The organism is Xanthomonas sp. NCPPB 3761 (genome assembly GCF_041475705.2).
GTDB lineage: Bacteria > Pseudomonadota > Gammaproteobacteria > Xanthomonadales > Xanthomonadaceae > Xanthomonas > Xanthomonas phaseoli.
The window spans coordinates 2,725,745-2,749,450 of sequence record NZ_CM191262.1; the positions used below are offsets into that span (position 1 = coordinate 2,725,745).

At 66.0% G+C, this 23,706-nt stretch carries 17 protein-coding genes, 1 tRNA gene and 1 pseudogene; 12 read left to right on the forward strand and 7 right to left on the reverse strand.

The features are described from left to right. The first annotated feature begins 132 nt into the window (after positions 1–132). From ACCQ00_RS11905 to ACCQ00_RS11930, 6 genes and pseudogenes are all read left to right on the forward strand, one after another. On the forward strand, positions 133–2,070 hold the full coding sequence (locus ACCQ00_RS11905; protein ID WP_039571975.1) for a heme lyase CcmF/NrfE family subunit: 1,938 nt from the start codon (positions 133–135) through the stop codon (positions 2,068–2,070). Further along, positions 2,063–2,665 carry a DsbE family thiol:disulfide interchange protein gene (locus tag ACCQ00_RS11910; protein ID WP_017157799.1) on the forward strand — a complete coding sequence of 201 codons (603 nt, stop codon included), beginning with the start codon at positions 2,063–2,065 and terminating at the stop codon, positions 2,663–2,665. Before ACCQ00_RS11905 ends, ACCQ00_RS11910 begins: the two co-directional genes overlap by 8 nt. Next, positions 2,662–3,096, forward strand: a complete 435-nt coding sequence (locus ACCQ00_RS11915; RefSeq protein WP_039571926.1) for a cytochrome c-type biogenesis protein — start codon at positions 2,662–2,664, stop codon at positions 3,094–3,096. The genes ACCQ00_RS11910 and ACCQ00_RS11915 overlap by 4 nt, the downstream gene beginning before the upstream one ends. Further along, entirely contained in the window at positions 3,096–4,109 is a 1,014-nt protein-coding gene (locus ACCQ00_RS11920) for a tetratricopeptide repeat protein (protein ID WP_039571929.1), read from the forward strand. The genes ACCQ00_RS11915 and ACCQ00_RS11920 overlap by 1 nt, the downstream gene beginning before the upstream one ends. A 371-nt stretch (positions 4,110–4,480) precedes the next feature. Further along, entirely contained in the window at positions 4,481–5,683 is a 1,203-nt protein-coding gene (metX, locus tag ACCQ00_RS11925) for a homoserine O-acetyltransferase MetX (RefSeq protein ID WP_039571932.1), read from the forward strand. A gap of 150 nt (positions 5,684–5,833) precedes the next feature. Continuing rightward, a pseudogene (locus ACCQ00_RS11930) lies at positions 5,834–6,448 on the forward strand (DUF1294 domain-containing protein). Between the two features lie 73 nt (positions 6,449–6,521). On the opposite strand, the gene cydC reads toward ACCQ00_RS11930, so the two are convergent. Next, entirely contained in the window at positions 6,522–8,207 is a 1,686-nt protein-coding gene (gene cydC / locus ACCQ00_RS11935) for a thiol reductant ABC exporter subunit CydC (RefSeq protein ID WP_039571934.1), read from the reverse strand. After that, positions 8,204–9,940 carry a thiol reductant ABC exporter subunit CydD gene (gene cydD / locus ACCQ00_RS11940; RefSeq protein ID WP_372353936.1) on the reverse strand — a complete coding sequence of 579 codons (1,737 nt, stop codon included), beginning with the start codon at positions 9,938–9,940 and terminating at the stop codon, positions 8,204–8,206. Before cydD ends, cydC begins: the two co-directional genes overlap by 4 nt. Positions 9,941–10,091: 151 nt before the next feature. On the opposite strand from cydD, the gene ACCQ00_RS11945 reads away from it, so the two are divergent. From ACCQ00_RS11945 to ACCQ00_RS11965, 5 genes are all read left to right on the forward strand, one after another. Further along, the gene (locus tag ACCQ00_RS11945; RefSeq protein WP_372353937.1) at positions 10,092–11,729 is read left to right on the forward strand and encodes a cytochrome ubiquinol oxidase subunit I; all 1,638 of its coding nucleotides are present in this window, start codon (positions 10,092–10,094) and stop codon (positions 11,727–11,729) included. A gap of 16 nt (positions 11,730–11,745) precedes the next feature. Next, positions 11,746–12,897 (forward strand): cytochrome d ubiquinol oxidase subunit II, encoded by a 1,152-nt coding sequence (cydB, locus tag ACCQ00_RS11950; RefSeq protein ID WP_039571940.1) that lies wholly within the window; start codon positions 11,746–11,748, stop codon positions 12,895–12,897. Positions 12,898–12,985: 88 nt separating this feature from the next. Beyond that, a complete protein-coding gene (gene cydX, locus ACCQ00_RS11955) occupies positions 12,986–13,096 on the forward strand; it encodes a cytochrome bd-I oxidase subunit CydX (RefSeq protein ID WP_039571941.1) in 111 nt (36 codons plus the stop codon). 59 nt (positions 13,097–13,155) lie between these two features. Further along, positions 13,156–13,232: transfer RNA gene (locus ACCQ00_RS11960), tRNA-Pro, on the forward strand. Positions 13,233–13,315: 83 nt separating this feature from the next. Beyond that, positions 13,316–14,581, forward strand: coding sequence for a CynX/NimT family MFS transporter (locus tag ACCQ00_RS11965; RefSeq protein WP_080949186.1), 1,266 nt, complete (start codon positions 13,316–13,318; stop codon positions 14,579–14,581). Here the strand turns inward: ACCQ00_RS11965 and ACCQ00_RS11970 are convergent. Beyond that, a complete protein-coding gene (locus ACCQ00_RS11970; RefSeq protein WP_039571978.1) occupies positions 14,562–16,487 on the reverse strand; it encodes a CocE/NonD family hydrolase in 1,926 nt (641 codons plus the stop codon). The two genes, ACCQ00_RS11965 and ACCQ00_RS11970, sit on opposite strands and share 20 nt — an antisense overlap. A gap of 324 nt (positions 16,488–16,811) precedes the next feature. Between ACCQ00_RS11970 and ACCQ00_RS11975 the strand changes: the two genes are divergently transcribed. Then, positions 16,812–19,223: a glycoside hydrolase family 95 protein gene (locus tag ACCQ00_RS11975; protein WP_039571946.1), complete on the forward strand. Its 2,412-nt coding sequence runs from the start codon at positions 16,812–16,814 to the stop codon at positions 19,221–19,223. Positions 19,224–19,485: 262 nt separating this feature from the next. Here the strand turns inward: ACCQ00_RS11975 and ACCQ00_RS11980 are convergent, their stop codons facing one another. The 4 genes from ACCQ00_RS11980 to ACCQ00_RS11995 form a co-directional block, all read right to left on the reverse strand. Continuing rightward, entirely contained in the window at positions 19,486–20,730 is a 1,245-nt protein-coding gene (locus tag ACCQ00_RS11980; protein ID WP_039571949.1) for a glutamate-5-semialdehyde dehydrogenase, read from the reverse strand. 161 nt (positions 20,731–20,891) lie between these two features. Next, the gene (gene proB / locus ACCQ00_RS11985) at positions 20,892–22,046 is read right to left on the reverse strand and encodes a glutamate 5-kinase (protein WP_039571952.1); all 1,155 of its coding nucleotides are present in this window, start codon (positions 22,044–22,046) and stop codon (positions 20,892–20,894) included. A 13-nt stretch (positions 22,047–22,059) separates the two neighbouring features. After that, a complete protein-coding gene (locus ACCQ00_RS11990) occupies positions 22,060–22,320 on the reverse strand; it encodes a YciI family protein (protein WP_017157786.1) in 261 nt (86 codons plus the stop codon). Next, positions 22,317–23,615, reverse strand: coding sequence for an argininosuccinate lyase (locus ACCQ00_RS11995; protein ID WP_039571955.1), 1,299 nt, complete (start codon positions 23,613–23,615; stop codon positions 22,317–22,319). Before ACCQ00_RS11995 ends, ACCQ00_RS11990 begins: the two co-directional genes overlap by 4 nt. Positions 23,616–23,706: the final 91 nt, after the last annotated feature.

The following is a 23,706-nucleotide window of genomic DNA, read 5'->3' on the forward strand; positions in this document are numbered from 1 at the left end:
GCTTGCGCGGGAGGTGCATGGCCAACGACGTCGCGGTGGGTGGGCAAGCAGGTGCAGGCGCTGCAGGAATGCTGGCGCTGCAGGGCACCTGCGGTCGTCGCACCGGCCCATGCGCGACAACGCGGCGCCCCGATGCTTCCTGAACTCGGGACGTTCCTGCTGGTGCTGGCCCTGCTGGTGGCGCTGGTGCAGGCCGTGGTGCCGCTGGCAGGCGCACAGCGCGGACGCAGCAGCTGGATGGCCGTGGCGCGACCGGCAGCGCTGGTGCAGTTTGCACTGATCGCATCGGCCTTCGCCGTGTTGACGCACGCTTTCTTGGTGCAGGATTTTTCGGTGCGCTACGTCGCCGAGAATTCCAACAGCCTGCTGCCGGTGATGTACCGCTATTCGGCGGTGTGGGGTGCGCACGAAGGCTCGCTGCTGCTGTGGACGCTGGTACTGGCGTTATGGACCGGCGCGGTGGCGCTCTGGTCGCGGCAGCTGCCCGCGCACGTGATCGCGCGCGTGCTCGGCGTCATGGCGCTGGTGAGCATTGGGTTTCTGGCCTTCCTGCTGTTTACCTCCAACCCATTCGCGCGGTTGTTCCCGGTGCCGCTGGAAGGCGGCGACCTCAATCCGCTGCTGCAGGACCCGGGGCTGATCGTCCATCCGCCGATGCTGTATTGCGGCTACGTCGGCTTTGCGGTGCCGTTCGCGTTCGCCATCGCCGCACTGCTGGAAGGCCGCATGGATGCGCGCTGGCTGCGCTGGACGCGGCCGTGGACCAATGTCGCCTGGTCGATGCTCACCGTCGGCATCGCGCTTGGCAGCTGGTGGGCGTATTACGAGCTGGGCTGGGGTGGCTGGTGGTTCTGGGACCCGGTGGAGAACGCCAGTTTCATGCCGTGGCTGGTGGGCACCGCGCTGCTGCATTCGCAGGCGGTAACCGAAAAGCGCGGCAGCTTCGCCAGCTGGACCTTGTTGCTGGCAATCGCCGCCTTCGCGCTGTCGCTGCTGGGCACCTTCCTGGTGCGCTCGGGCGTGCTGACCAGCGTGCACTCGTTCGCCGCCGACCCGTCGCGTGGGCTGTTCATTCTGGTCTTCCTGCTGGCCGTGGTCGGTGGTTCGTTGCTGCTGTATGCGTTGCGCGCGCCGCTTCTGTCGGTGGTGGACGATCCGCGTCGCGCATTCGCCGGCAGCTCGCGCGAAACCTTGTTGCTGTTGAACAACCTGCTGCTCACCTGCGCCTGCGCAATGGTGTTGCTGGGTACCTTGTATCCGCTGCTCGCCGATGCCTTGGGGCTGGGCAAGCTGTCGGTTGGGCCACCCTACTTCGGCACCTTGTTCGTGGTGTTGATGGCGCCGCTGGTGGCACTGTTGCCCTTCGGCCCGCTCACCCGCTGGCAGCGCGAACAGGCTTCGCGGCCGATGGCGATGCTGGCGCCGTGGGCGGGTCTGGCGGTGGCGGCCGGCGTACTGGCCTGGTTCGCCGCGCCGCAGGGACAATTGAAAGCCGCCTTCGGTGTCGCCGGTGCAGCCTGGGTGCTGCTGGGCACCGCGCGCTTCCTGTGGACGCGGCGGGCGGCCAAGGGGCGCAAATTCACGGCCGAGATGCTGGGCATGGTGCTGGCGCACCTGGGCGTTGCAGTGTTCCTGTCCGGTGCCATGCTGGTGGAGGGATTGAGCCTGCAGCGCGAAGTGGCGCTGGCGCCCGGGCAACAGGTGCAGATCGGCCGCTATGCACTGCATTTCGACCGGATGGAAGAACTGCGCGGACCCAATTACGTGTCCGACCGTGCCAACCTGCAGGTATTCAAGGACGATGCCCCGGTGGGCGCGCTGCATGCCGAAAAGCGCCGTTACGCCAGTGGCGGGCAGACGTTGACCGAGGCGGCGATCCGCCCTGGCCCGTTCGGCGACCTGTATGTCGCCCTTGGCGAACCGCTGGGCAATCAGGCCTGGGCGGTGCGTGTCCACCTCAAACCGTTCGTCCGCTGGATCTGGCTGGGAGCGTTGCTGATGGCGCTTGGCGGCCTGGTGACCGCGGCCGACCGGCGTTTTCGTCGTTCTCCGGAGATCCAAGATGGTTGAGTCACGTTCGCCCCGCCTGCCCACTGCGGTTCTCGTGGGCGCCATCGTGCTGCTGCTCGCCCTGGCAGCGCTGCTGGTCTATGCGGTGGTGCGCTCTGGTCAGGACGATCGCGATGCCCTGCCCTCTGCGCTGATCGGCAAACCAGCGCCGGAATTCGCGCTGCCGTTGCTGCACGACCCGGCCATCGTGGTGCATGCGCGCGAATTGCGCGGCGCGCCATACATCATCAACGTGTGGGGCAGCTGGTGCCCGGCCTGCCGCGAAGAACACCCGGTGCTGAGCCGCTTCGCCCTGACCAAGCGCGTGCGCGTGATCGGCTACAACTGGAAGGACGAGCGCAACGATGCGCTGCGCTGGCTCGAACAACTCGGCAACCCGTATCTGCTGGTGGTCGCCGATCAAGATGGCCGCACCGCCATCGATTTCGGCATCGCCGCCGCGCCGGAAACCTTCTTGGTCGACGGGCGTGGCGTGGTGCGCTGGAAGTACAGCGGCATGCTGACCCAATCCATCATCGACACCCAGTTGATTCCGGCGCTGAGCAAGATCGAGCGTTCCCCCACTGCCGCACCGGACCTGCACGCCAAACGATGACGCGCACCTGGCTGCTCCTGCTGCTGTTGCTACCCTGTCTGGCCGTTGCCCAGCCGGTCGGCGACCCGGCGCCGCTGCGCTATGCATCGGCCGAAGAGGAGGCGCGTTTTCATGCACTTACCGCCGAGTTGCGCTGCGTGCAATGCCAGAACCAGTCGCTGGCCGATTCCAACGCGCAGATTGCGCAGGACTTGCGCCGCGAGGTGCTGGCATTGATGCACGAAGGCCGCAGCGATGCGCAGATCCGCCAGTTCCTGGTCGCGCGCTATGGCGAGTTCGTGCTGTACCGTCCGCGTGTGGAGTCGCGCACCTGGCTGCTATGGTTCGGTCCGCTGCTGGTGTTGCTGCTGGGCGCGGGCGCCGTTGTGCTGGTGGTACGCAAACGCAGCGTGGCCGCGCCTGCCATGCCTGCCGACGAGCAGGAGTGGTGATGGCCGGCTTTGTCATTGCGGGGATCGTGATTGCGCTGCTGGCCTTCGGCGTGGTGGTGCGCCCGCTGTGGCGCGAGGCGCGCGGCCTGGCCGCAAGCGTGGCAGTGTTGCTGCTGGCCGCGAGTGCGGCGTTGTACTGGTTGGTCGGCACGCCAGGCGCCATGACCCAGCCGACCAATCGCCCGGCCACCCCACGCTCGCTGGATGAAGCCATCGTGCAGCTGCGCGCGGCGCTGGCCAGTAACCCCGAACAGGCCGAAGGCTGGGTGTTGCTGGGGCGCTCGCTGTCCAGCCAGCAAAAATTTGCCGAAGCGCGCGATGCCTTCGCACGCGCGGTGGCACTGCGTCCGGACGAAGCGGACGTGCTGGTCGCCGCGGCGCAGGCGCGCATGCTTGCCGACGACAGCGGTCGCCCGGATCCGGAAGCCATGCGCCTGCTCGAACACGCGCTGGCGGTGCAACCGGACCATCAACGCGCACGCTGGTTCCTGGGGGTGGTGCAGCGCCAGGCCGGTGAGCCAGCCAAGGCCAGTGCGACATGGGAGCCGCTATTGCGCGTGGTCGATGCCGCAACCCGCCCTGGCCTGCTCGAACAGATCAATGCTGCTCGACAGGACGCCAAGCTCGAGCCGATCCAGGCACCGGCTGCACCTACCGCCGCTGCAGCGAACGACAAACGCATCCAGGTGCGCGTGACGCTGGATGCCGAATTCGCCAAGCGCGCCGGATTGTCCGGCGACACCAGCGTGTTCGTGATCGCGCGCGCGGCCGACACGCCGATGCCGGTGGCGGTGGAAAAACACGCGCTGAGCGAGCTTCCATTGACTATTACGCTGGACGATGGCGACAGCCCGATGCCGACGCGCACGCTGTCGTCGCTGGACAACGTACAGCTGCTGGCCCGGCTGTCGCGCAGCGGCAACGCCATGCGTCAGGCCGACGACGTGGAAAGCGCACCGGTGACGGTCGCACTGCCTGCGGACGCGCCAGTGGAGCTGGTGATCGGCCGCTGATGGCGTGTTGCGTTGCATTACGACGCTTCGGCGCAGTGTCGCATAAGAATGCCAAACACCATCTGCGCCAGCCTGACGGCTGCGCAGGAGTTCTGTTGGTCGCTCCTGGTCGGTTGCGATGTTCAAACCATCTGTACCGACCATCTCGACTGGCCCTTGCCTGCTCACCGTCGCGGCACGGATGTCGCTCAGGCGCTTGCAAAGACGCATTGCAGCGTTCCGCGCTGGTGGGCATGCAAGGGTCTTGCAGCCAAACCGCAGGTCTGCCGCCCTGCAAAGTGGCATCACGCAGCGCATGGCTTCCAGCCAATTCCCGATTTCCCATTCCCATCCTGCACACTGGCGCGTGCCATGGCAGATAGAATTGGCCCATGACTGAATTCATCCCCGCCGGCACGCTGTACCACGCCCTGCCCTCGCCGTTTCCGATGAAACGCGGCGGCGTGCTGCATCAGGCACGCGTGGCGTACGAGACCTGGGGCACGCTGGCAGCAGACCGCAGCAATGCGATCCTGATCGTCACCGGCCTGTCGCCTAACGCGCACGCGGCGGCAAACCAGGCCAACCCCGAGCCGGGCTGGTGGGACGCAATGCTGGGGCCGGGTAAGCCGATCGATACCACACGCTGGTTCGTGGTGTGCGTCAATTCGTTGGGCAGTTGCAAGGGCTCGACCGGGCCGGCTTCGGTGAACCCTGCCACCGGCATGCTGTATCGCCTCACCTTTCCGGACCTGTCGATCGAAGACGTGGCCGACGCCGCAGCCGATGTGGTGCGCGCGCTGGGTATCGCGCAACTGGCCTGCCTGATCGGCAACTCGATGGGCGGCATGACGGCGCTGGCGCTGTTGCTGCGTCATCCCGGCATCGCGCGCAGCCATATCAATATCTCCGGCAGCGCGCAGGCATTGCCGTTTTCGATCGCGATCCGCTCGTTGCAACGCGAGGCGATCCGGCTGGATCCGCACTGGAACGGCGGCCACTACGACGATGCCAGCTACCCCGAATCGGGCATGCGCATGGCGCGCAAGCTCGGCGTGATCACCTACCGCTCGGCGCTGGAATGGGACGGCCGTTTCGGCCGTGTGCGGCTGGACTCCGAACAGGCCGCCGATGATCCGTTCGGGCTGGAATTCCAGGTGGAAAGCTATCTGGAAGGCCACGCGCGCCGCTTCGTGCGCTTCTTCGACCCCAACTGCTATCTGTATCTGAGCCGCTCGATGGACTGGTTCGACCTGGCCGAGTATGTCGAGGAAAGACCCGCTGCCGGCTCTCCCGTCGACCACGCCCATGCAAATGCCCTGCCCGCCTCTGCCAAGCCGCAGACCGGCGTCTCGACCGCCGACGCGGTGCTTGCCGGCCTGGCGCGTATCCGCATCGCGCGTGCGCTGGCGATCGGTGCCAATACCGACATCCTGTTCCCGGTGCAGCAGCAGGAACAGATCGCCGACGGCTTGCGTGCCGGCGGCGCCGATGCGCACTTCATCGGCCTGGATTCGCCGCAAGGCCACGATGCGTTCCTGGTCGATTTCGCCCGGTTCGGCCCAGCGGTGAGCAACTTTTTGCAGGGCTGTTGAGCTGCTCGAACCTCGCGCTGCGCTGCTGGATCTCGGCCGATGTTGCTGGACTGGGGCGACCATCACCGCTGTTTTTCCGGCCGAGCAATCGATGCGTGAGATGCGCGCACACCGCACCAGCACGCCACACCATCCAACGGAGCAATGCGAATGCGCTACCAGGGACGTCTCAGCGACTGGAATGATCACAAGGGCTTTGGTTTCGTCACGCCCAATGGTGGTGGCGACCGCGCATTCGTCCATATCAGCGCGTTTGCACAGCAGACCCGTCGCCCGCGCGACGGGGAGATCATCACCTACGCGATCGAACGCGATGCGCACAAGCGCCTGAATGCCACGCAAGTGCGGTGGGCAGACCGTACCACCGCCGCCAGAGCCGAACAGCGTCGCAGCGGATTGCCACGCAAGACGCTGGCTGCGGTGTCGATGCTCGCCTTGGCGGCGGCCACGCTGATGCACGTGATACCGATGATCGTAGCGCTCTGATACGCGGCGGCCAGCCTGCTCACACTGTTGATCTATGCGATGGACAAATCGGCTGCGCAACGCAATCAATGGCGCACACCCGAATCCAGCTTGCACCTGCTGGCGCTGATCGGTGGCTGGCCAGGTGCATTGCTGGCGCAGGAAATCTACCGGCACAAATGCAGCAAGGCGGCGTTCCAGATGACGTTCTGGATCACGGTTGCATTAAATGTCAGCGCACTGGTGCTCGTGGTGACCGAGACCGATCTGATGGCCGCGCTTCCGGTGCTATTCGATTGAACGCGATCAACAACGTGTGGCCGGGGTGATCAACGCTCACCCCGTGACAACCTTCGAGCAACGCAGCGATTGGCTATGCGCCCTGATCGAGCAACTCCAGCTTTCCCTCACGCATCCGGTAATGCCGCTGCACCACGCCGGGCGGTAACGCGTCGTGGGTGATCATCACCAGCGAGCGTTCGCCGAGTGCAGCGGCCAGGTCGAGCAGCAGCGCGTCGGCGGTATCCACGTCCAGACCGTCGGTGGGTTCGTCGAGCAATAGGATCGGGGCATCGCGCAGCAGTGCCCGCGCCAGGGCGAGCCGGCGCGCCTGGCCGGCAGACAGCGTGGCACCGTTTTCGCCAACCCAGGTGTCCAGGCCGTTGTTCGCGCTGGCCCACGCGCCCAGGCGCACCTGTTCGAGTACCTGCCACAACGCGGCATCCTCGGCAGCAGGATGGCCGATGAGCAGGTTGTCGCGCACGCTGCCGGCAAATACCGGCGCATTCTGCGGCAGCCAGGCGATACGCTGGTGCCACTGCGCCTGTGCGACGTGGCGCAGGTCGATGCCCGCATAGCGCAGCTGCCCGGCCTGCGGATCCCACAGGCGCAGTAACAACGCCGACAATGTACTTTTGCCGCTGCCGCTATCGCCGCTGATGGCAATGCGCTCGCCCGGCGCCAGGGTGAGATCGAGCGCATGCAGTACCGGGCGCACGCTACCGGACCAGGCAAACGACACCTGCTGCAATTGCAGCGTGCCAGTGCGCGGCGCATCGATCGCGCGCGCCGGATCGCTCACCGACGGCGCTTGGTCGACGATGGCCTGCAGGCGCCCGGCGGCAACGCGCGCACTTTGCAGCGCCTGCAAGGCCAGCCCGGCACCGGCCCAGACTTCCAGCAACGCCATGGTCAAAAACACCAACCCTGCAGCACGCTCGGCGCCGATCAGCCCGCGCTCGGCCGCGCCAAGTGCCAGCCACAGCATGCCGGCCAGCCCCAGCCCGCCGCAGAGCGCATGCAGCAGGTTGCCGGTGATCAGCCGTTTGCGCTGGATGCGATCGCCACCGGTCACGGCGGCGGCCGCGGCGTCGCTGCGCTGCAGCCAGGCGCCTTGTGCGTCGATCGCAGCAAGGTCGGCTGCGCCCTCCAGGCCTTCGAAGGCTTGTGTACGCAAGTCGGTTCGCTGCTGTGCACGCAACCGCTCGCGCTGCGCGCCGCCGCGTGCAACCTGCCACGGCACCAGCCCGCCGATCAGCACGCCAAGTACCAGCAACACGCATGCAGCGGGAAGATAGATCAGTGCAGCGGCGACCACACCGCCCAACCAGATGCCGAGCAACGCAGCCAGCGGTGCCAATGCGCGCACGCTGAGGCCGTCGACCTCGCCAATGTCGGACATCAGCCGCGCCAGCAGATCACCGGTCCGGGTGGCCGACAATCGCCCGGGCGCCAGCGGCAAGGCGCGGCGAAAGAACCACACCCGCAGATCGCGTGCGATGCGCAAGGTGGCATCGTGCCCGATCAACTTTTCGCCATAACGCGACACGATACGCGCGAAGGTCAAGGCGCGAATGCCGGCCGACGGCGAGAAGAAATTGAAGCCGGCCCCCATGCCGGCAACGCCAGCCAGCGCAGCGGCGGTCAGAAAGCTGCCGGACAAGCCCAGCAGGCCGACACCGGCAAGCATGGTGACCAGCACCAGCGCTGCCGACAGCAGCAGGCGCCAGGCATGCAGACCAAACACATCGCGCAGACGCTCGGGCTGGGTGCGGCTCATGGTGCCTGCACCGTGACCGGCGCGCCGCGCAGATCGATGACCGTGTCGGCCCAACGCATCACCGCAGCGCTGTGCGTCGCCAGAACGACCGCACGGCCGCGCGCAAAGATGCCCAGCGTACGCAGCAATTCCGCTTCGGTATCCGGGTCGAGAAAGGCGGTGGGTTCGTCCAGCAGCAACACATCCGGCTCGCGCAACAACAGCCGCGCCAACGCTACGCGGCGGGCTTCGCCACCGGACAGACCGAAGCCACGCTCGCCGATGACCGCGTCTAGGCCGGCCGGCAAGTGCGCGGTAAAGCGCAGCACTTGGGCCGCCTCGGCCGCCGCGTGCAGGCGCGCATCGCTGGCCTGCGGGTCGGCCAGGCGCAGGTTGTCGGCAATGCTGGCCTGAAACAGATAGGGCCGCTGCGTGGCATATCCGATGCGCGCACCCGGGCGCACGGCTACGCTGCCCGCCTCGGGTGCAAGCCAACCGGCGAGCCCTTCCAGCAGCGTGCTCTTGCCGCTGCCGCTGGCACCGATCACCGCAACGCGCTGCCCAGGCTCCAGCGTCAGCGCAAAGTCCCTGACCACCAGCTGCGGCGCGCCGGCAGGACGCAGCGCCAATCCGCGCGCCTGCAACAAGGGCGCATGCGCTTGTGCCGGCTCCAGGGCACGTGCGGGAGGCGCCGCGATCTGCGCAGCGGCAGGCGGCTGGAAACCCTGCAGCAATCGCTCGGCCTCGGCGACTGCAGCCAAGGCGTTTGCGCGGTCATGGTAGTGCGCGGCCAAGCGCCGCAGCGGTGCGAAGAATTCCGGCGCCAGCAGGAGGCAGAACATGCCCGCACCCAGCGATGGCAGACCGTGCAGATGGAGCATGCCCAGGTAACTCAAACCGAAGTACAGCGCCACGATCGCCACGCTGACGGAGGCAAAAAATTCCAGCACGGTCGACGACAGGAATGCGATACGCAACACGTTCAACGAGCGCTCGCGCACGCCCTCGGCAGCGGCGGCAATGCCCTGCAACTCAGCCTGGCCGCGGCCATACACGCGCAGCAATCCCAGGCCCTTGAGGCGATCGGCAAAATGCCCGCCCGTGCGCGCCAACTCGCCGAGTTGTTCGCGCCCTGCGGCCTCGGCGCCCCACCCCACCAGCATCATGAAGAACGGAATCAGCGGCGCGGTGAGCAGCAACACCAACCCGACCACCCAATCGACGTAAAACACCGCGATCAGGATCAGCGGCGGCACCAGCAACATTTCGATGCGAGCCAGCTGATAGCCAACGAAATAGCCTTCCAGCGCATCGGTATGCGCCAGGCTCAATTCGCCCAGTTCGCCGCTGCGCTGCCGGCGCAGCCATAGCGGCCCGTGCTGCACCAGGCGTCGCGCAATGCGCGCGCGCAGTTCGCGTTTGGCCACGTCGGCCACTTCACTGGTCAACGATTGCGCCCAGGCGTTGAGGAGCGCGCGCCCGATCAGCGCAACCAGCAATCCGGCGCCCACGTTGCGCAATTGCGCCAATGCCAGGTGCTGCACCAGCACCGCCTGTACCAGCCAGGCGATTGCAGCCGATTGCACAAGCAGCAGCACACCCGACAACGCCACCGCCACGCCGGCAAGCCGACGCGCGCGCGTGGCCGATGCGGCCAGCGCACCCAGCCAGTGGCCGCGTTGACGGCGCTGGGCGGGCGTTTCGCTGGCTTGCACGCTGGGCTGGCTCACGTCGCTCTTCTGAAGACTGCACATTGCACGCGATTGTAAGTCGCCGCCTCCCGGTGGGGGATAGACAGTGTGACGCACCTGTTCAGCGCCGCATTGATTTGGATCAACGCGGCCGGCGCGCTGGCGGCAGATGATCGCCACATTCCTTACCGACCCTCAACCAGGCCCACCCGCCATGATCGACTCGACAGTTGTCGAACTGTCGCGGCTGCAGTTCGCAGTCACCGCGATGTACCACTTCATCTTTCCGCCGCTCACCATGGGCCTGTCGTTCCTGCTGGGCATCATGGAAAGCGTCTACGTCATGACCGGCAAGCAGATCTGGCGGCGTATGACCATGTTCTGGGGTGTGCTGTTCGGCATCAACTTCGCCATGGGCGTCGGCACCGGCATCGTGATGGAATTCGAGTTCGGCATGAACTGGTCGTACTACAGCCATTACGTGGGCGACATCTTCGGCGCGCCGCTGGCGATCGAAGGGCTGATGGCGTTCTTTCTGGAAGCCACGTTTTTGGGCCTGTTCTTCCTTGGCTGGAACCGCCTGAGCAAGGTGCAGCACCTGATCACCACCTGGCTGGTGGCGCTGGGCAGCAACTTCTCGGCGTTATGGATCCTGATCGCCAACGGCTGGATGCAGAATCCGGCCGGCGCGGTGTTCAACCCCGACACCATGCGCATGGAAGTGGTGGATTTCGTGGCGGTGCTGTTCAACCCGGTGGCGCAAGCCAAGTTCGTGCATACCGTCAGTGCCGGCTACGTGCTGGGCGCGGTCTTCGTGATGTCGATCAGTGCGTTTTACCTGTTGCGCGGCAAGCATATTGAAATGGCACGGCGTTCGTTTGCGGTGGCTGCAGCGTTTGGCCTGCTGTCGTCGCTGTCGGTGGTGGTACTGGGCGACGAGAGCGGCTATGCCGCCAGCGAACACCAGAAGATGAAACTGGCGGCCATCGAAGCGATGTGGGAAACCGAAGCTGCGCCGGCCGATTTCACAGCGTTCGGCATTCCGAACCAGACCACCCATCGCAACGATTACGCCATCAAGATTCCGTACCTGATGGGCTTGATCGCCACGCGTTCGCTGGATGAGCCAGTTCCAGGCATTCTCGAACTGGTCGGCCGTGCCGAACACCGCATCCGCGGTGGTCAGATCGCCTACGGCGCACTGCAACGCATCCGTGCCGACAAGAACGACGCCCAAGCGCGCAAGGCCTTCGATGCGCATTGGCAGGACCTGGGCCACGGCCTGCTGCTCAAGCGCTACCGCGACGATATCGGCAATGCCACACCGGAGCAGATTGCCCAGGCTGCGATGGACACCGTGCCGCGCGTGCTGCCGCTGTCCTGGACCTTCCGCATCATGGCCGCCATCGGCATGTATCTCATCGTGTTTTTCGCTGTCGCCTTCTGGTTTGCCTGCAAGCACAACTTCCAGGAAAAACGCTGGTTCCTGAGCTTGGCCCTGTGGACGCTGCCGCTGCCGTGGATCGCGATCGAATGCGGCTGGTTCGTGGCCGAATACGGCCGCCAGCCCTGGGCGGTGGAAGGCGTGTTGCCCACCTTCTACGCCGCCTCGGGGCTGGATCTGTACGAGATCGTGATGACGCTGGTGGGCTTCACCGCGCTGTACACCACGCTGCTGGTAATTGCGATCAAGTTGTCGCTGAAGACCATCAACAAGGGCCCGGAGATGCTGTTCCCGACAATGCTGCCCAACGCATTGCCTGTCGCCCCACCCGAGCATGCCAAGCAAGACCACGCCACCTCGCCTCACGCACCGCTGAGTTCCGGTGCCGTGGCCGGCAGCGCACCGTAAGCGAAGGAGAGACATCATGGATTTCGTATTGCTCGATTACACAACCCTGCGCGTGATCTGGTGGCTGCTGCTCGGTGTACTGCTGTCCGGTTACGCGGTGATGGGCGGCTTCGATCTGGGCGTGGGCGCGCTGCTGCCGTTCGTCGCCAACAACGATGCCGAACGCCGGCTGGTGATCAACACCGTCGGCCCGGTCTGGGAAGGCAACCAGGTGTGGTTGATCCTGGGCGGCGGCGCGATCTTTGCCGCGTTCCCACCGTTGTATGCAGTGAGTTTCTCCGGGTTCTATCTGGCGATGTTCCTGATCCTGTTCGCGCTGATCCTGCGCCCGGTCGGTTTCAAGTTCCGCGGCAAACTGGTGAGTCCGCGCTGGCGCAGCAACTGGGACTGGGCATTGTTCGTCGGCGGCTTCATTCCGGCACTGATCATGGGCGTGGCGGTCGGCAACGTGCTGCTGGGGGTGCCGTTCCATTTCGACGACAGCATGCGCACGTTCTATACCGGCAACCTGTTGGGGCTGCTGACGCCGTTCGCATTGCTTGCCGGCTTGCTCAGCGTGGCGATGCTGCTCGCGCATGGCGCCGCGATGCTGGTGCTCAAGACCGATGGACCGGTGGCCGAGCGCGCGGCACGTTTCGGCGCCATTGCCGCGCTGTGTGCGCTGGCACTGTTTGCAGCAGGCGGCGCGTGGGTGGCGCTGGGCCTGCCCGGCTACGCGGTGACCTCGGTGCTGGCCACCGATGCGGCCACCAACCCGCTCGGCAAGACCGCTGCGCTCACCGCCGCGGGCGGCTGGTTGCACAACTACAGCAGCATGCCGGCCACACTCATGGCGCCGCTGGTGGGCCTGGTCGGGCTTGCAACGAGCGCGGTGTGCTTGCGCATGCGGCGCGGCGGCCTGGCCTTCATCGCCTCCGGCAGCGCCATCGTCGGCATCGTGTTCACGGTGGGCTTTGCGTTGTTCCCGTTCCTGCTGCCCTCTTCCACCACGCCGAGCGCGAGCCTGACAGTGTGGGATGCATCCAGCAGCCGGCTGACGTTGTGGATCATGTTGTTGGCCACGGCCGTGTTCATGCCGATCGTGCTGGCGTACACCAGCTGGGTGTATCGCGTGCTCAAGGGCAAGGTCACCGACGATGCGGTCACGACCAATCCCAACGCGTACTGAGCGCTGCGGCAGCGATCGCAGTGCCTGCGCTGCCGTCGCCGCATTGCGCGTCATCATCATCTTGTTCAAGGATTCGAGGAGCACACCAATGTGGTATTTCACATGGATACTCGGCACCGGCCTGGCGGCATTGGCCGCGGTGCTCAACGGCATGTGGTTCGAAGCACGCGAGCCCGAGCGTGGCGAGCCGCCTCAGTAAAATAATTTCATCAGATGCTTGCCGATTCCCCATTCCCTATGTAACATACTCGGCTCCTTCGGGGTGTAGCTCAGTCTGGTAGAGCGCTACGTTCGGGACGTAGAGGTCGCAGGTTCGAATCCTGTCTCCCCGACCAGTTTCAAAACACAAACCGGCCTCGTGCCGGTTTTGTGTTTTCAGGCGTCGTTGCACGCAGGTGCGCGGCGCGGATGGTCTGTCATGTCTGTTGTCACTGCCGCGTCTTCTTCGTCCGCCCAGTTGCGTGGTCGCGGCCTGGTGCTGGCCGCGATTTTGCTGTCCGCATTCAACTTGCGCACCGCGGTGACGTCGCTGACGCCGCTGCTGGAACGCATTGCCGACGAGTACGCCTTCGGCGCGCCTACCATGGGTGCGCTCGGCATGTTGCCGACCGCAGCGTTCGCACTCACCGGCGTGGCAACGCCGGCGTTGCTGCGCCGTTTCGGTTTGCTGCGCGTGGCGCTGGCGTCGATGGCGTTGGCCACGCTGGGATTAGTGCTGCGCCCGCTGCTGCCGGGCACCGCCGGGTTGCTGGTCGGCTCGCTGGTGGCGTTGGCCGGCATGGGCATGGGCAACGTGGTGCTGCCGCCACTGGTGAAGCGCTACTTCGGCGACCGCGTGGGCCGGGTGAGCACGCTGTACATCACCGTGCTGCAGGTCGGTACGCTGCTGCCGGCGCTGCTGGCAGTGCCGGTGGCCGATGCGCTGGGTTGGCGCAGTTCGATGGTGGCGTGGGTGCTGCCGGCCCTGCTGGCAACGGCGGCGTGGGCGCTGGTGCACGCCAACCATCGGCGCCTCCGCGCCACCGGCCCGGCACCGGTCACCCCCACGCCCGAAGCCGAAGGCCGCGTCGCCCGTACTGCGCTGGGGTGGTGCATGGCGGTGACCTTCGGCATGACCTCGCTGGTGACCTATTCCATGTTCACCTGGCTGCCGACGCTGCTGCGCGAAGCCGGTGCATCGCCTGCGTTCGGCGGCACCATGGTGGCGTTGTTCGCGGCATTGGGCATGGCCGGTGCACTGACCATGCCGGCGCTGGCGGTGCGCATGCGTAACCCGTTTCCGATCGTGCTGCTCTGCGCAGCCTGCCACCTCGTCGCGTTCGCCGGGCTGTGGTGGGCGCCGCTGGCCGCACCGGTGCTGTGGGTGACCCTGCTCGGCCTGGGGCCGAGCACGTTTCCGTTGGCGTTGGTATTGGTGAATCAGCGCAGCCGCACGGCGGCCGGTTCGGCCGCACTGTCCGGTTTCTCGCAGGGCGTGGGCTATGCGGTGAGCTGCCTGGGGCCATTCCTGTTCGGCTGGCTGCACGCGCACAGTGGCGGCTGGACCTCCCCGTTCGTGTTCCTGGTCATCTGCCTGCTGGTGCAGCTGGCCGCCGCCTGGGTGGTCTGCCGCCCGCAGTTGCTGGAAGATGCGTGGGCGCCGCCGGCACGCGGCGCCCACGCGCTCAACGTACCGGCAGAGTGATGTAGCTGGCCTGCTCGGGGGACACGTACACCCGCTGCGTGGCTTTTTGATAATCGCCAGGCTTGGCGAAGAAGATGTTGGGCACGTAGGCCTGCGGATTGCGGTCGTATAGCGGGAACAGGCTGGATTGCACCTGCACCATCACCCGGTGGCCCGGCTGGAAGGTGTGGTTGGCGGTTGGTAAGCCGAACTGGAATGCCAGCGGCTGATTGGACGCCAAGGGTCTGGGCGTGCTGAAACTCTCGCGGTAGCGGCCGCGGAAAATCGCCAACGACACCGGCAACTCGTAGCCGCCCATCTTCGGGTTCGAGGCCATCTCCTCCGGATACACGTCGATCAGCTTCACCACCCAATCGCTGTCGCTGCCGCTGGTGGAGGCCTGCAGATGCACTTCGGGCGCACCGGCGATCTGCAGCGGCTCGGTCAGCGGCTCGGTGACGAAGGTCAGCACGTCCGGGCGGCCATCGACAAAGCGCTGGTCGTGCACCAGCCAGGTCGTCCACATCGCGCGGTCGGCAAAATCCACCGGTCGCGGCACGAAGGGCACCGGCTTGGCCGGGTCGGACACGTACTCTTCAAACCCCGCCTGCCCGGCCACCGGTTGCCGGAACGACAACTTGCCGCCGGCCTGCAGATACAGCGGCTTGCTGGACGAGGCGCAGCCCTTGTCGCAACTGCGCGGCCACGCCTTGAGGCGGTCCCAGTGGTTCTCTCCCGTGTTGTAGATGAACACCGGCGGCGTGTCTGCCTTGGGCGCGCCATCGACCAGGTACTGGTCCAAGAACGGGCGCAGCACCTCGGCACGGAACTGGCGCGCGGTGTCGCCTTCGAAATTCAGCGCACCCAAGGCGCTGCCGTCGTAGTTCACCTGGCTGTGGCGCCACGGGCCCATCACCAGGTAGTTGAGGGTATTGCCCTTGTCGCGCGGCTCCATCGCCGCATAGCTGTGGATCGCCCCCCACATGTCTTCCTGATCCCACAGGCCTTGCAGCCACATCGTGGGCACCTTCAGCGGCGTGCGCGCCATCACCTTGTCCAGCGCCTGTTCCTGCCAGAACGCGTCATAGGCGGCGTGTTCGGTGAGCTTGTGCCACCACGGCAACTGCTCCAGGCCTGCAGCCTTGGCGAAGTCGCCGGCCGAGCCGGCCTGCAGGAAATTGCTGTAGTCGTCGTGCCCCTGGCGCGCGATGCCGGCGCCCTTGCCGCGCTTGCTGAGCTGGCCGGTGAAGTAATCGAAATTGACCTGGCGGAAAGCACCGTAATTGAACCAGTCGTCGCCCATCCAGCCGTCGATCATCGGGCTTTCCGGCACCGCCACCTTCAAGGCGGGATGCGGGTTGGTCAGCGCCATCACCACGGTGAATCCTTCGTAGGACGAACCGATCATGCCGACCTTGCCATTGGATTCCTTGACGTTCTTCACCAGCCAGTCGATGGTGTCCCAGGCATCGGTGGCATGGTCGACCTCGCTGGAATTGAGCGGCCCACGCAGCGGGCGCGTCATCACGTAATCGCCCTCGGAACCGTATTTGCCGCGCACGTCCTGAAACACACGGATGTAGCCGCCTTCCACGAAGACGTCGTCGCCGGCAGACAGCAGGTCCTTCATATGCGGCGAGGCCAGCCGTTCGGTGCGGCCACTGGCATCGTAAGGCGTGCGCGTCAGCACGATCGGCGCGTTCCTGGCGCCCTTCGGCAGCACGATCACCGTGTGCAGCTTGACCCCATCGCGCATCGGAATCATCACCTCGCGCTTGATGTAGTCGTTGCTCGCATCGGCAGCCACGAACGGCTTGCCGGTGATGTCCGGCGTCATCGGCGAGGTTTGCGCCCAGGCGCTGCCGGTGGCGGCGGCAATGGCGGCGGCAATGGCGGTGGCGAGCAGGCAGGCGGCAAGGCGGCGCATGGAATCTCCGGCAGCAACGGTGGGCAGGGTGAACAACTGCAGCAGCGTAGGCATAGACAACTGGCTTGCGGGAGTGTCGAAGGTACCGGGTCGGCCACGCTGCGCAGAGCACGCGCTGCGGATCGGCGGCAAGGCAGTGCCTTGGTGGTGTCCTGAAATGACCACGCCGCGCGTTGCATCGCTTGCACGCCAGTCTTCGATCGGTGCGCACAAGCCACCCACAAGCCAAGCCAACGTCATTGGAAGACCGGCAAAATCGCACGCTTCCGCAGGCGCGGCAGATGCTTTACAACGTTTGATCCCACGATTGCAGCGACCGCTCGTATGCGCGATATCCCCTCACATGCCGGTGTCGACCCACACCGCCGTCGCCTGCTCACCCACCTCGGTGCGGCCACGCTGCTGCCGTTGCTCGGCCGTGCTGGCAGTAGCGATGCGACCACGCCACCGCTGCGCCCCACCCGCTCGCCGTTGCTGCCGCCCGAGCATGCGCTACGCCTACCGTATGCGACACCTGCCAGCGATGCCCAGCTGTTGCGCGAAGGACTGCCGATCGGCAATGGCCGGCTCGGTGCGCTCTGCGGCGGAGCTCCTGCCTGCGAGACGCTGTTCGTTTCCGAAGGCAGCCTTTGGTCGGGCGGCAGCAACGCGGTGCTGCAGGACGATGGCCAGTTTGCGTATACCAAGGAAGAGTTCGGCAGCTTCATGCTGCTGGCCAAACTCTTCGTGGAACTGGAAGGACATGCGCAGGCGCAGGTGTCCGATTACCAGCGCGAACTGGACATGAGCAACGGCTGCGTACGCGTGCGCTATCGCATCGGCAACACGCGTTATACGCGGACGCTGTTCGCAAGCCACCCGGATGCGGCCATCGTGTTGCGCCTGGATTGCGAAGGCGCAGGCAGCCACCGTGGCCGCATTCGCCTGGTCGACACGCATGCCGGGGCCGGTCGCGCCGACGGCCGCGCCGGGCTGCGCTTCGCCGGCCAGCTCGATAACGGCCTGCGCTATGCCGCAGCGCTGCGCGTGCACAGCGACGGTGGCAGGCTCGAAACAGGCGACGGCCTGCTGCAGTTTCATGACTGCCGTGGCCTGACCATCGTGTTGTGCGGCGACACCGACTACGCCGCCGATGGCGCACGCGGCTGGCGCGATGCCACGCGCGACCCGCTTGCGCTGGCGCGCAACCGCGCACAGGCCGCCGCCACAGTGCCTGCGGCGCTGTTGCTGGACACCCACGTCGCCGATCACCGGGCGTTGTTCGACACGTTGCAGGTGGAGCTTGGCCAGTCCAGCGATGCGCAACGCGGCCTGGAGACCTGGCAGCGCATCCAGGCCCGCGCCGCCACGCCGGCGCTCCCCGACCCGGAACTGGAGGTGGCCTATCTGCAATTTGGCCGCTATCTCACCATCGCCGCCTCGCGTGATGGATTGCCCACCAACCTGCAGGGCCTGTGGCTGGAAAACAACGACCCGCCATGGATGAGCGACTACCACAGCGACGTCAATCTGCAGATGAACTACTGGCTGGCGGACCCGTCCGGCCTGGGCGCCTGCGTCGATGCGCTGACACGCTATTGCCTGGCGCAGCTGCCGTCCTGGACACGCATCACCCAGACCCACTTCAACGACCCGCGCAATCGTTTCCGCAATACCTCCGGCAAGATCGCCGGCTGGACCGTGGCCATTTCCACCAATCCGTTCGGCGGCAACGGCTGGTACTGGCACCCGGCAGGCAACGCGTGGTTATGCGATAGCCTGTGGCAGCACTACGAATTCACCCAGGACCGGGACGACCTGACGCGCATCTATCCGTTGCTCAAGGGCGCCTGCGAATTCTGGCAGGCGCGCCTGATCGCAATGGAGGTCACCGACGCCGACGGACGCACGCGACAGTGCCTGGTCGACGACCACGACTGGTCGCCCGAGCATGGCCCGGAAAATGCGCGCGGTATTGCCTATGCGCAGGAACTGGTGTGGACGTTGTTCGGGCAATACCGCCAGGCCAGCGCCCTGCTTGGCCGCGACGCGGCCTACGCCGCGACCATCGCCACGCTGCAGCAGCGTCTGTACCTGCCGGAGATCAGCCCGCTCAGCGGCCAATTGCAGGAATGGATGTCCCCCACGGACCTGGGTGAAGCCCATCACCGGCACCTGTCGCCGCTGATGGGTCTGTTCCCCGGCCATCGCCTGCATCCGGATCTGGCGCCGCCTGCGCAGCTGGAAGCAGCGCGTAAGCTATTGGAAGCGCGCGGCATGCAGAGCTTTGGCTGGGCCTGCGCGTGGCGGGCGCTGTGCTGGGCAAGACTGGGCGATGCGGAGCGTGCTTATGCGCTGGTGCTGACCAATCTGAAACCCTCGATCGGTCACAGCAATGGCACCGCGCCGAATCTGTTCGATATCTACGATCTCAGCCAGCACGGCGACCCCACCCTTGGCGGGGTGTTCCAGATCGATGCCAACTTCGGCACCCCGGCCGCAATGCTGGAAATGCTGCTGTATTCGCGCCCTGGCCAGATCACGCTGCTGCCGGCACTGCCCAAGGCCTGGGCCGCGCAAGGCCGCGTTACCGGCCTGGGCGCACGTGGCGGATTTACGGTGGACATGGCGTGGCGCAACGGCGTGCCGACGCAGGTCAGCGTGCGCAGCGTCGGCGGCACCCGCACTCGCCTTAGCTGGGGCGCCCAGGCGCACGACATTACGCTTGCACGTGGCCAAGTGCTGCGCGTGCTGTGAGCCAGTGCCACGTGCCGGCCGCGCTTGAAGCGTGACGCGGTTGCAAGCGCGGCAAGGCATCTGCGCGTTGGCCGGCGATTGGCTGCGCCGCACGGTATGGCCTGGCCCAGCGTCACCGAGCCAGGTCGCACTGCGCACGCAAGGTGTTGTGGGAGGTAGGTGCGTCCGGGCAGCATCCAATGACGCAGCGACGACATTGCCGATCGCTCAGCGATGCAAGCAGCAGCCGTTGATGGCGCTTGCGGCAGGTGTGCAGCCTTGCCTAATGCCGCACCTGGCCTTGGCCGCGCACCACGAAGCGCTCCACGGTCAGCGCTTCCAGGCCCATCGGGCCATAAGAATGCAGGCGCGTGGTGGAGATGCCGATCTCCGCGCCCAGGCCGAGTTCACCGCCGTCGGAAAAGCGCGAGGAGGCGTTCACCATCACCACCGCCGAGCGTAGCGACTGCACGAACCGTTCTGCGTTGCCGGCGTCCTGCGTGGCGATGACTTCGGTGTGGTCCGAGCCGTAGCGGTGGATGTGCGCCAGCGCCGTGTCCAGATCCGGCACCACGCGGATGGCCAGAATCAGGTCGAGAAATTCCGCGGCATAATCGTCGTCGCTGGCAGCGCCGATGTCCGGCAGCGCCGCCTGAGTCGCCGCATCGCCACGCAGTTCCACCTTGCGTTCGCGCAATGCCTGCGCGGCAAGCGGCAGAAAGCGCTCGGCGATGTCTGCATGCACCAGCAAGGTCTCCAGCGAATTACAGGCTGCCGGCCGCGTCGCCTTGCCATCGATCAACAACCGCAGCGCAAGCTCCACATCGGCCGACGCGTCCACAAACAGATGGCACACACCCTTGTAGTGCTTGATCACCGGCACGCGCGCGTGCTCGGCGACAAACCGGATCAGCCCTTCACCACCGCGCGGAATCGCCAGGTCGACGATCTCGTTGAGCTGCAGCAGCTCCAGCATGGTCTCGCGGCGCAAATCCTCGACCAGGGTCAGCGCCGCTTCCGGCACATTGGCCTCGCGCAAGGCCCGCTGCAGTGCGCGCGCAATGGCGGTGTTGGAATGGATCGCCTCCGAGCCGCCGCGCAAGATCACGCCATTGCCGGCCTTGATGCACAGCGCGGCGGCGTCGGCCGTGACGTTGGGCCGCGCTTCGTAGATCATCGCGATCACGCCCAGCGGCACACGCACCTTCTGCACGCGAATCCCGTTGGGGCGCACATCTTCGCGGGTGACCTGGCCGACCGGATCGGGCAAGGCCGCCACCTCGCGCAACGCAGCCGCGATACCGGCCAGGCGCTTGTCGTCCAGCGCCAGACGATCGAGCATGGCACTGCCGGTGCCCTTGGCACGCGCTGCCTCCAGATCGCGCGCATTGGCGGCCAGGATCGCCGCGGCATCGGCTTCCAGCGCGGCAGCCATCGCCTCCAGCAAGGCGTGCTTGGCCTGTGCAGACAATTGCGACACCACCTGCGCGGCGTCACGGCATTGCAGAGCGAGCGTTTTGATGGTCATTTGGGGGCCGGGATTTGGGAGTCGGGATTGGAGATTTGCAAAAGGAGGCGACATCGTTTTATCACCACAAACGGACTCATTCACTGCAACAAAGCGGTAAAAGGTGAAACGCGCAGCACACATGCTTTTGCGAATCCCCAATCCCAAATGTCAAATCTCTGCTACAACACCACCAGATCATCGCGATGCACCACGTTTTCGCCGTAACTGTAGCCGAGCACATTCTCGATTTCGCGCGAGTGGCGGCCTGCGATACGACGGATATCCAGGGCCGAGTACTGACTCACTCCGCGTGCCAGACACTGTTCGCCCGCGGTGTCGCGCAGGCGGATCTCCACCATGTCGCCGCGACGGAAATCGCCCTGCGCACCGGCCACCCCGCCTGGCAACAGCGAGGCGCCCTTGCCGGTCAGGGCCGCCGCAGCACCGTCGTCGATGAGGATCGCGCCAGCCTCCACCGGTGCGTGCCGTAGCCAGTATTTTCGCGCAGCGATGCGCGTGCGTGCAGCGTGGATGCGCGTGCCACGCAGGCGGTCCTGCGCCAGGGCGCGTACCACCTCGCCACTTCGGCCGTTGAACAGATAGGTTTCGATGCCGGCCGCACCGGCCTTTGCAGCGGCCTCCAGTTTGGTGCGCATGCCGCCGGTGCCCACGCTGCTGCCGCTGCCGCCAGCCATCGCCAACACTTCGGGAGTGAGCTCGGGCACATCGTCGAGCGGGCGCGCCAATGGGTTGCTGCGTGGGTCGGCGCTGTACAAGCCATCGATGTCGGTGGCGATGAACAACGCGTCGGCATCGACCAGCGCCGCTACGATCGCGGCCAGATTGTCGTTGTCGCCCAGCTTCAGCTCATCCACCGAGACGGTGTCGTTTTCGTTGATCACCGGCAGCGCGCCCAGCCGCAGCAACTCGCCCAAGGTGGCACGCGCGTTGAGATAGCGGCGACGGTTGCGCAGGTCGTCATGCGTGAGCAGTACCTGCGCAACCGGCCGCTCGAAAAAGCGCTGCCACAACGCAATCAACTGCGCCTGGCCCAAGGCGGCCAGTGCCTGCCGCGCCGCGATCGGCGCGCCGACATCCACCGCCTTGGGCAGGATGGCGCGACCAGCGGCCACCGCGCCCGACGACACGATCACCAGCTCGCGCCCGGCAGCCAGGTTGGCGGAGACGAACTGCGCCAGACCCAGCGCGAAGCGTGGGGACAGCCCGCCCCCATCGGCGGCGAGCAGGCTGCTGCCGACCTTGAGCACCGCACGGCGCCATGGCGGCAGCGCCTGCTCGGTGAACGGCGACAAGGTGCTGGCAGGCGTGCTCATGGCAATGGCGTCCTCAGTGCGTGTTCCACTCGTACACCGTCAGTGCAGAGGCATCGCGCAGCACCAGCGGGTCGCGCGCAACGATCTGCTTTGCGTCTTGAAGCGTGGCCACGTTGACCAGCACATACGCGCCACCGCTGCGATCGCTGAAGCCGCCGGTCAGCTCGAGCTGCCCGGCGGCGCGCAACGCATCGAGAAAGTCCAGATGCGGCTGCACCACATCGGCAGCAAACCCCGGCTTGCGCAGCGCAAGCACCAGATAGCGGGTCGTCATGCGCGCAGCGCCTGCCAGCGCGCCTGCAACACGTCCAGTTGCAGGTCGGCTGCCGCACCGGGCGACACCCGCGCAGCCAGGCTGCCTTCCGGTGTGCGTCCCTGCCCTGCGGTCTCGGAGGCCTGCGCTGCGGCCTTGTACGCCTCGCGGAACGGCACGCCGGCTACCGCGGCTTCCACGGCCACATCGGTGGCGTACATGCCCGAATCGATGGCGGCACGCAAGTTGTCCGGGCGCCATTCCAGATTGGCCAGCAAGGCCGGCAACAGTTCCAGCGCTGCAAGTCCGCGGCCAAAGCCGTGCACGATCGCGCCCTTGCTGCTCTGCAGATCGCGGTGATAACCCGACGGCAGCGACAGCAGCTGTTCGATCTCGGTGCGCGCTGCCGCCACGCTGGCATGGGTTGCGCGCATCAGCTCGATCACGTCCGGGTTACGCTTGTTCGGCATGATCGAGCTGCCGGTGGTGTATTGGGCCGGCAAGGCGACAAACGCGAATTCGCCGCTGGTGAACAGCGACAGATCCCAGGCGATGCGGCGCAGATCCAGCGTGGCGCCGCCGAGCGCTTCGAGCGCGGCCAGTTCGTACTTGCCGCGCGAAAGCTGGGCGTAGATCGGCGAGACCTGCAAACGTGCAAACCCCAGTTCGGCGGTGGTATGCGCACGGTCCAGCGGCAGATTCACGCCGTAGCCTGCGGCGGTGCCGAGCGGGTTGCTGTCCACCAACTGCAAGGTATCGGTTGCGCGCACGGCATTGTCGATGAAGGCTTCCGCCCAGCCCGCCCACCACATGCCGGCCGACGACACCACCGCCCGTTGGATGTGCGTATAACCGGGCACCGGCAGCTCGGCCTCTGCCTGCGCGCGATCCAACGCCACCTTGGCGATCTCGGCGCTGAGCGTGGCAACGCGCTGCAGCTTGTCCTTCAGCCACAAGCGCGTAGCGACCAGGATCTGGTCGTTGCGGCTGCGCCCGGTGTGGATCTTGCGGCCTGCATCGCCCAGACGCTCGGTCAAGCGCGCTTCGATAGCCGAGTGGCAATCTTCGTATTGCGCATCGAGCACGAAGGCGCCGCTGCGAAAATCGGCGGCCAGCAGGTCGAGCTGTTCGCTCAAGCCATCCAGCTCCTGCAACGACAAGATGCCGATGTGCTGCAGCCCCTGCGCATGCGCCTTGCTGGCAGCGATGTCATACAGGAAGAATTCGCGATCCAGGATCACATCGTCGCCGGCCAGGAAACTCTGGATCTTGGCGTCCACGGCAACGCCAGGTTTTTGCCACAACAGATTGGTCATCGGAAAGCGTCTCGAGTCAGTCGTCCAGTTTCGATCCCCGCACAGGGATGTGCGGGCTGTTGCAATGCACACGCTTCGTTGAATCCCTGCA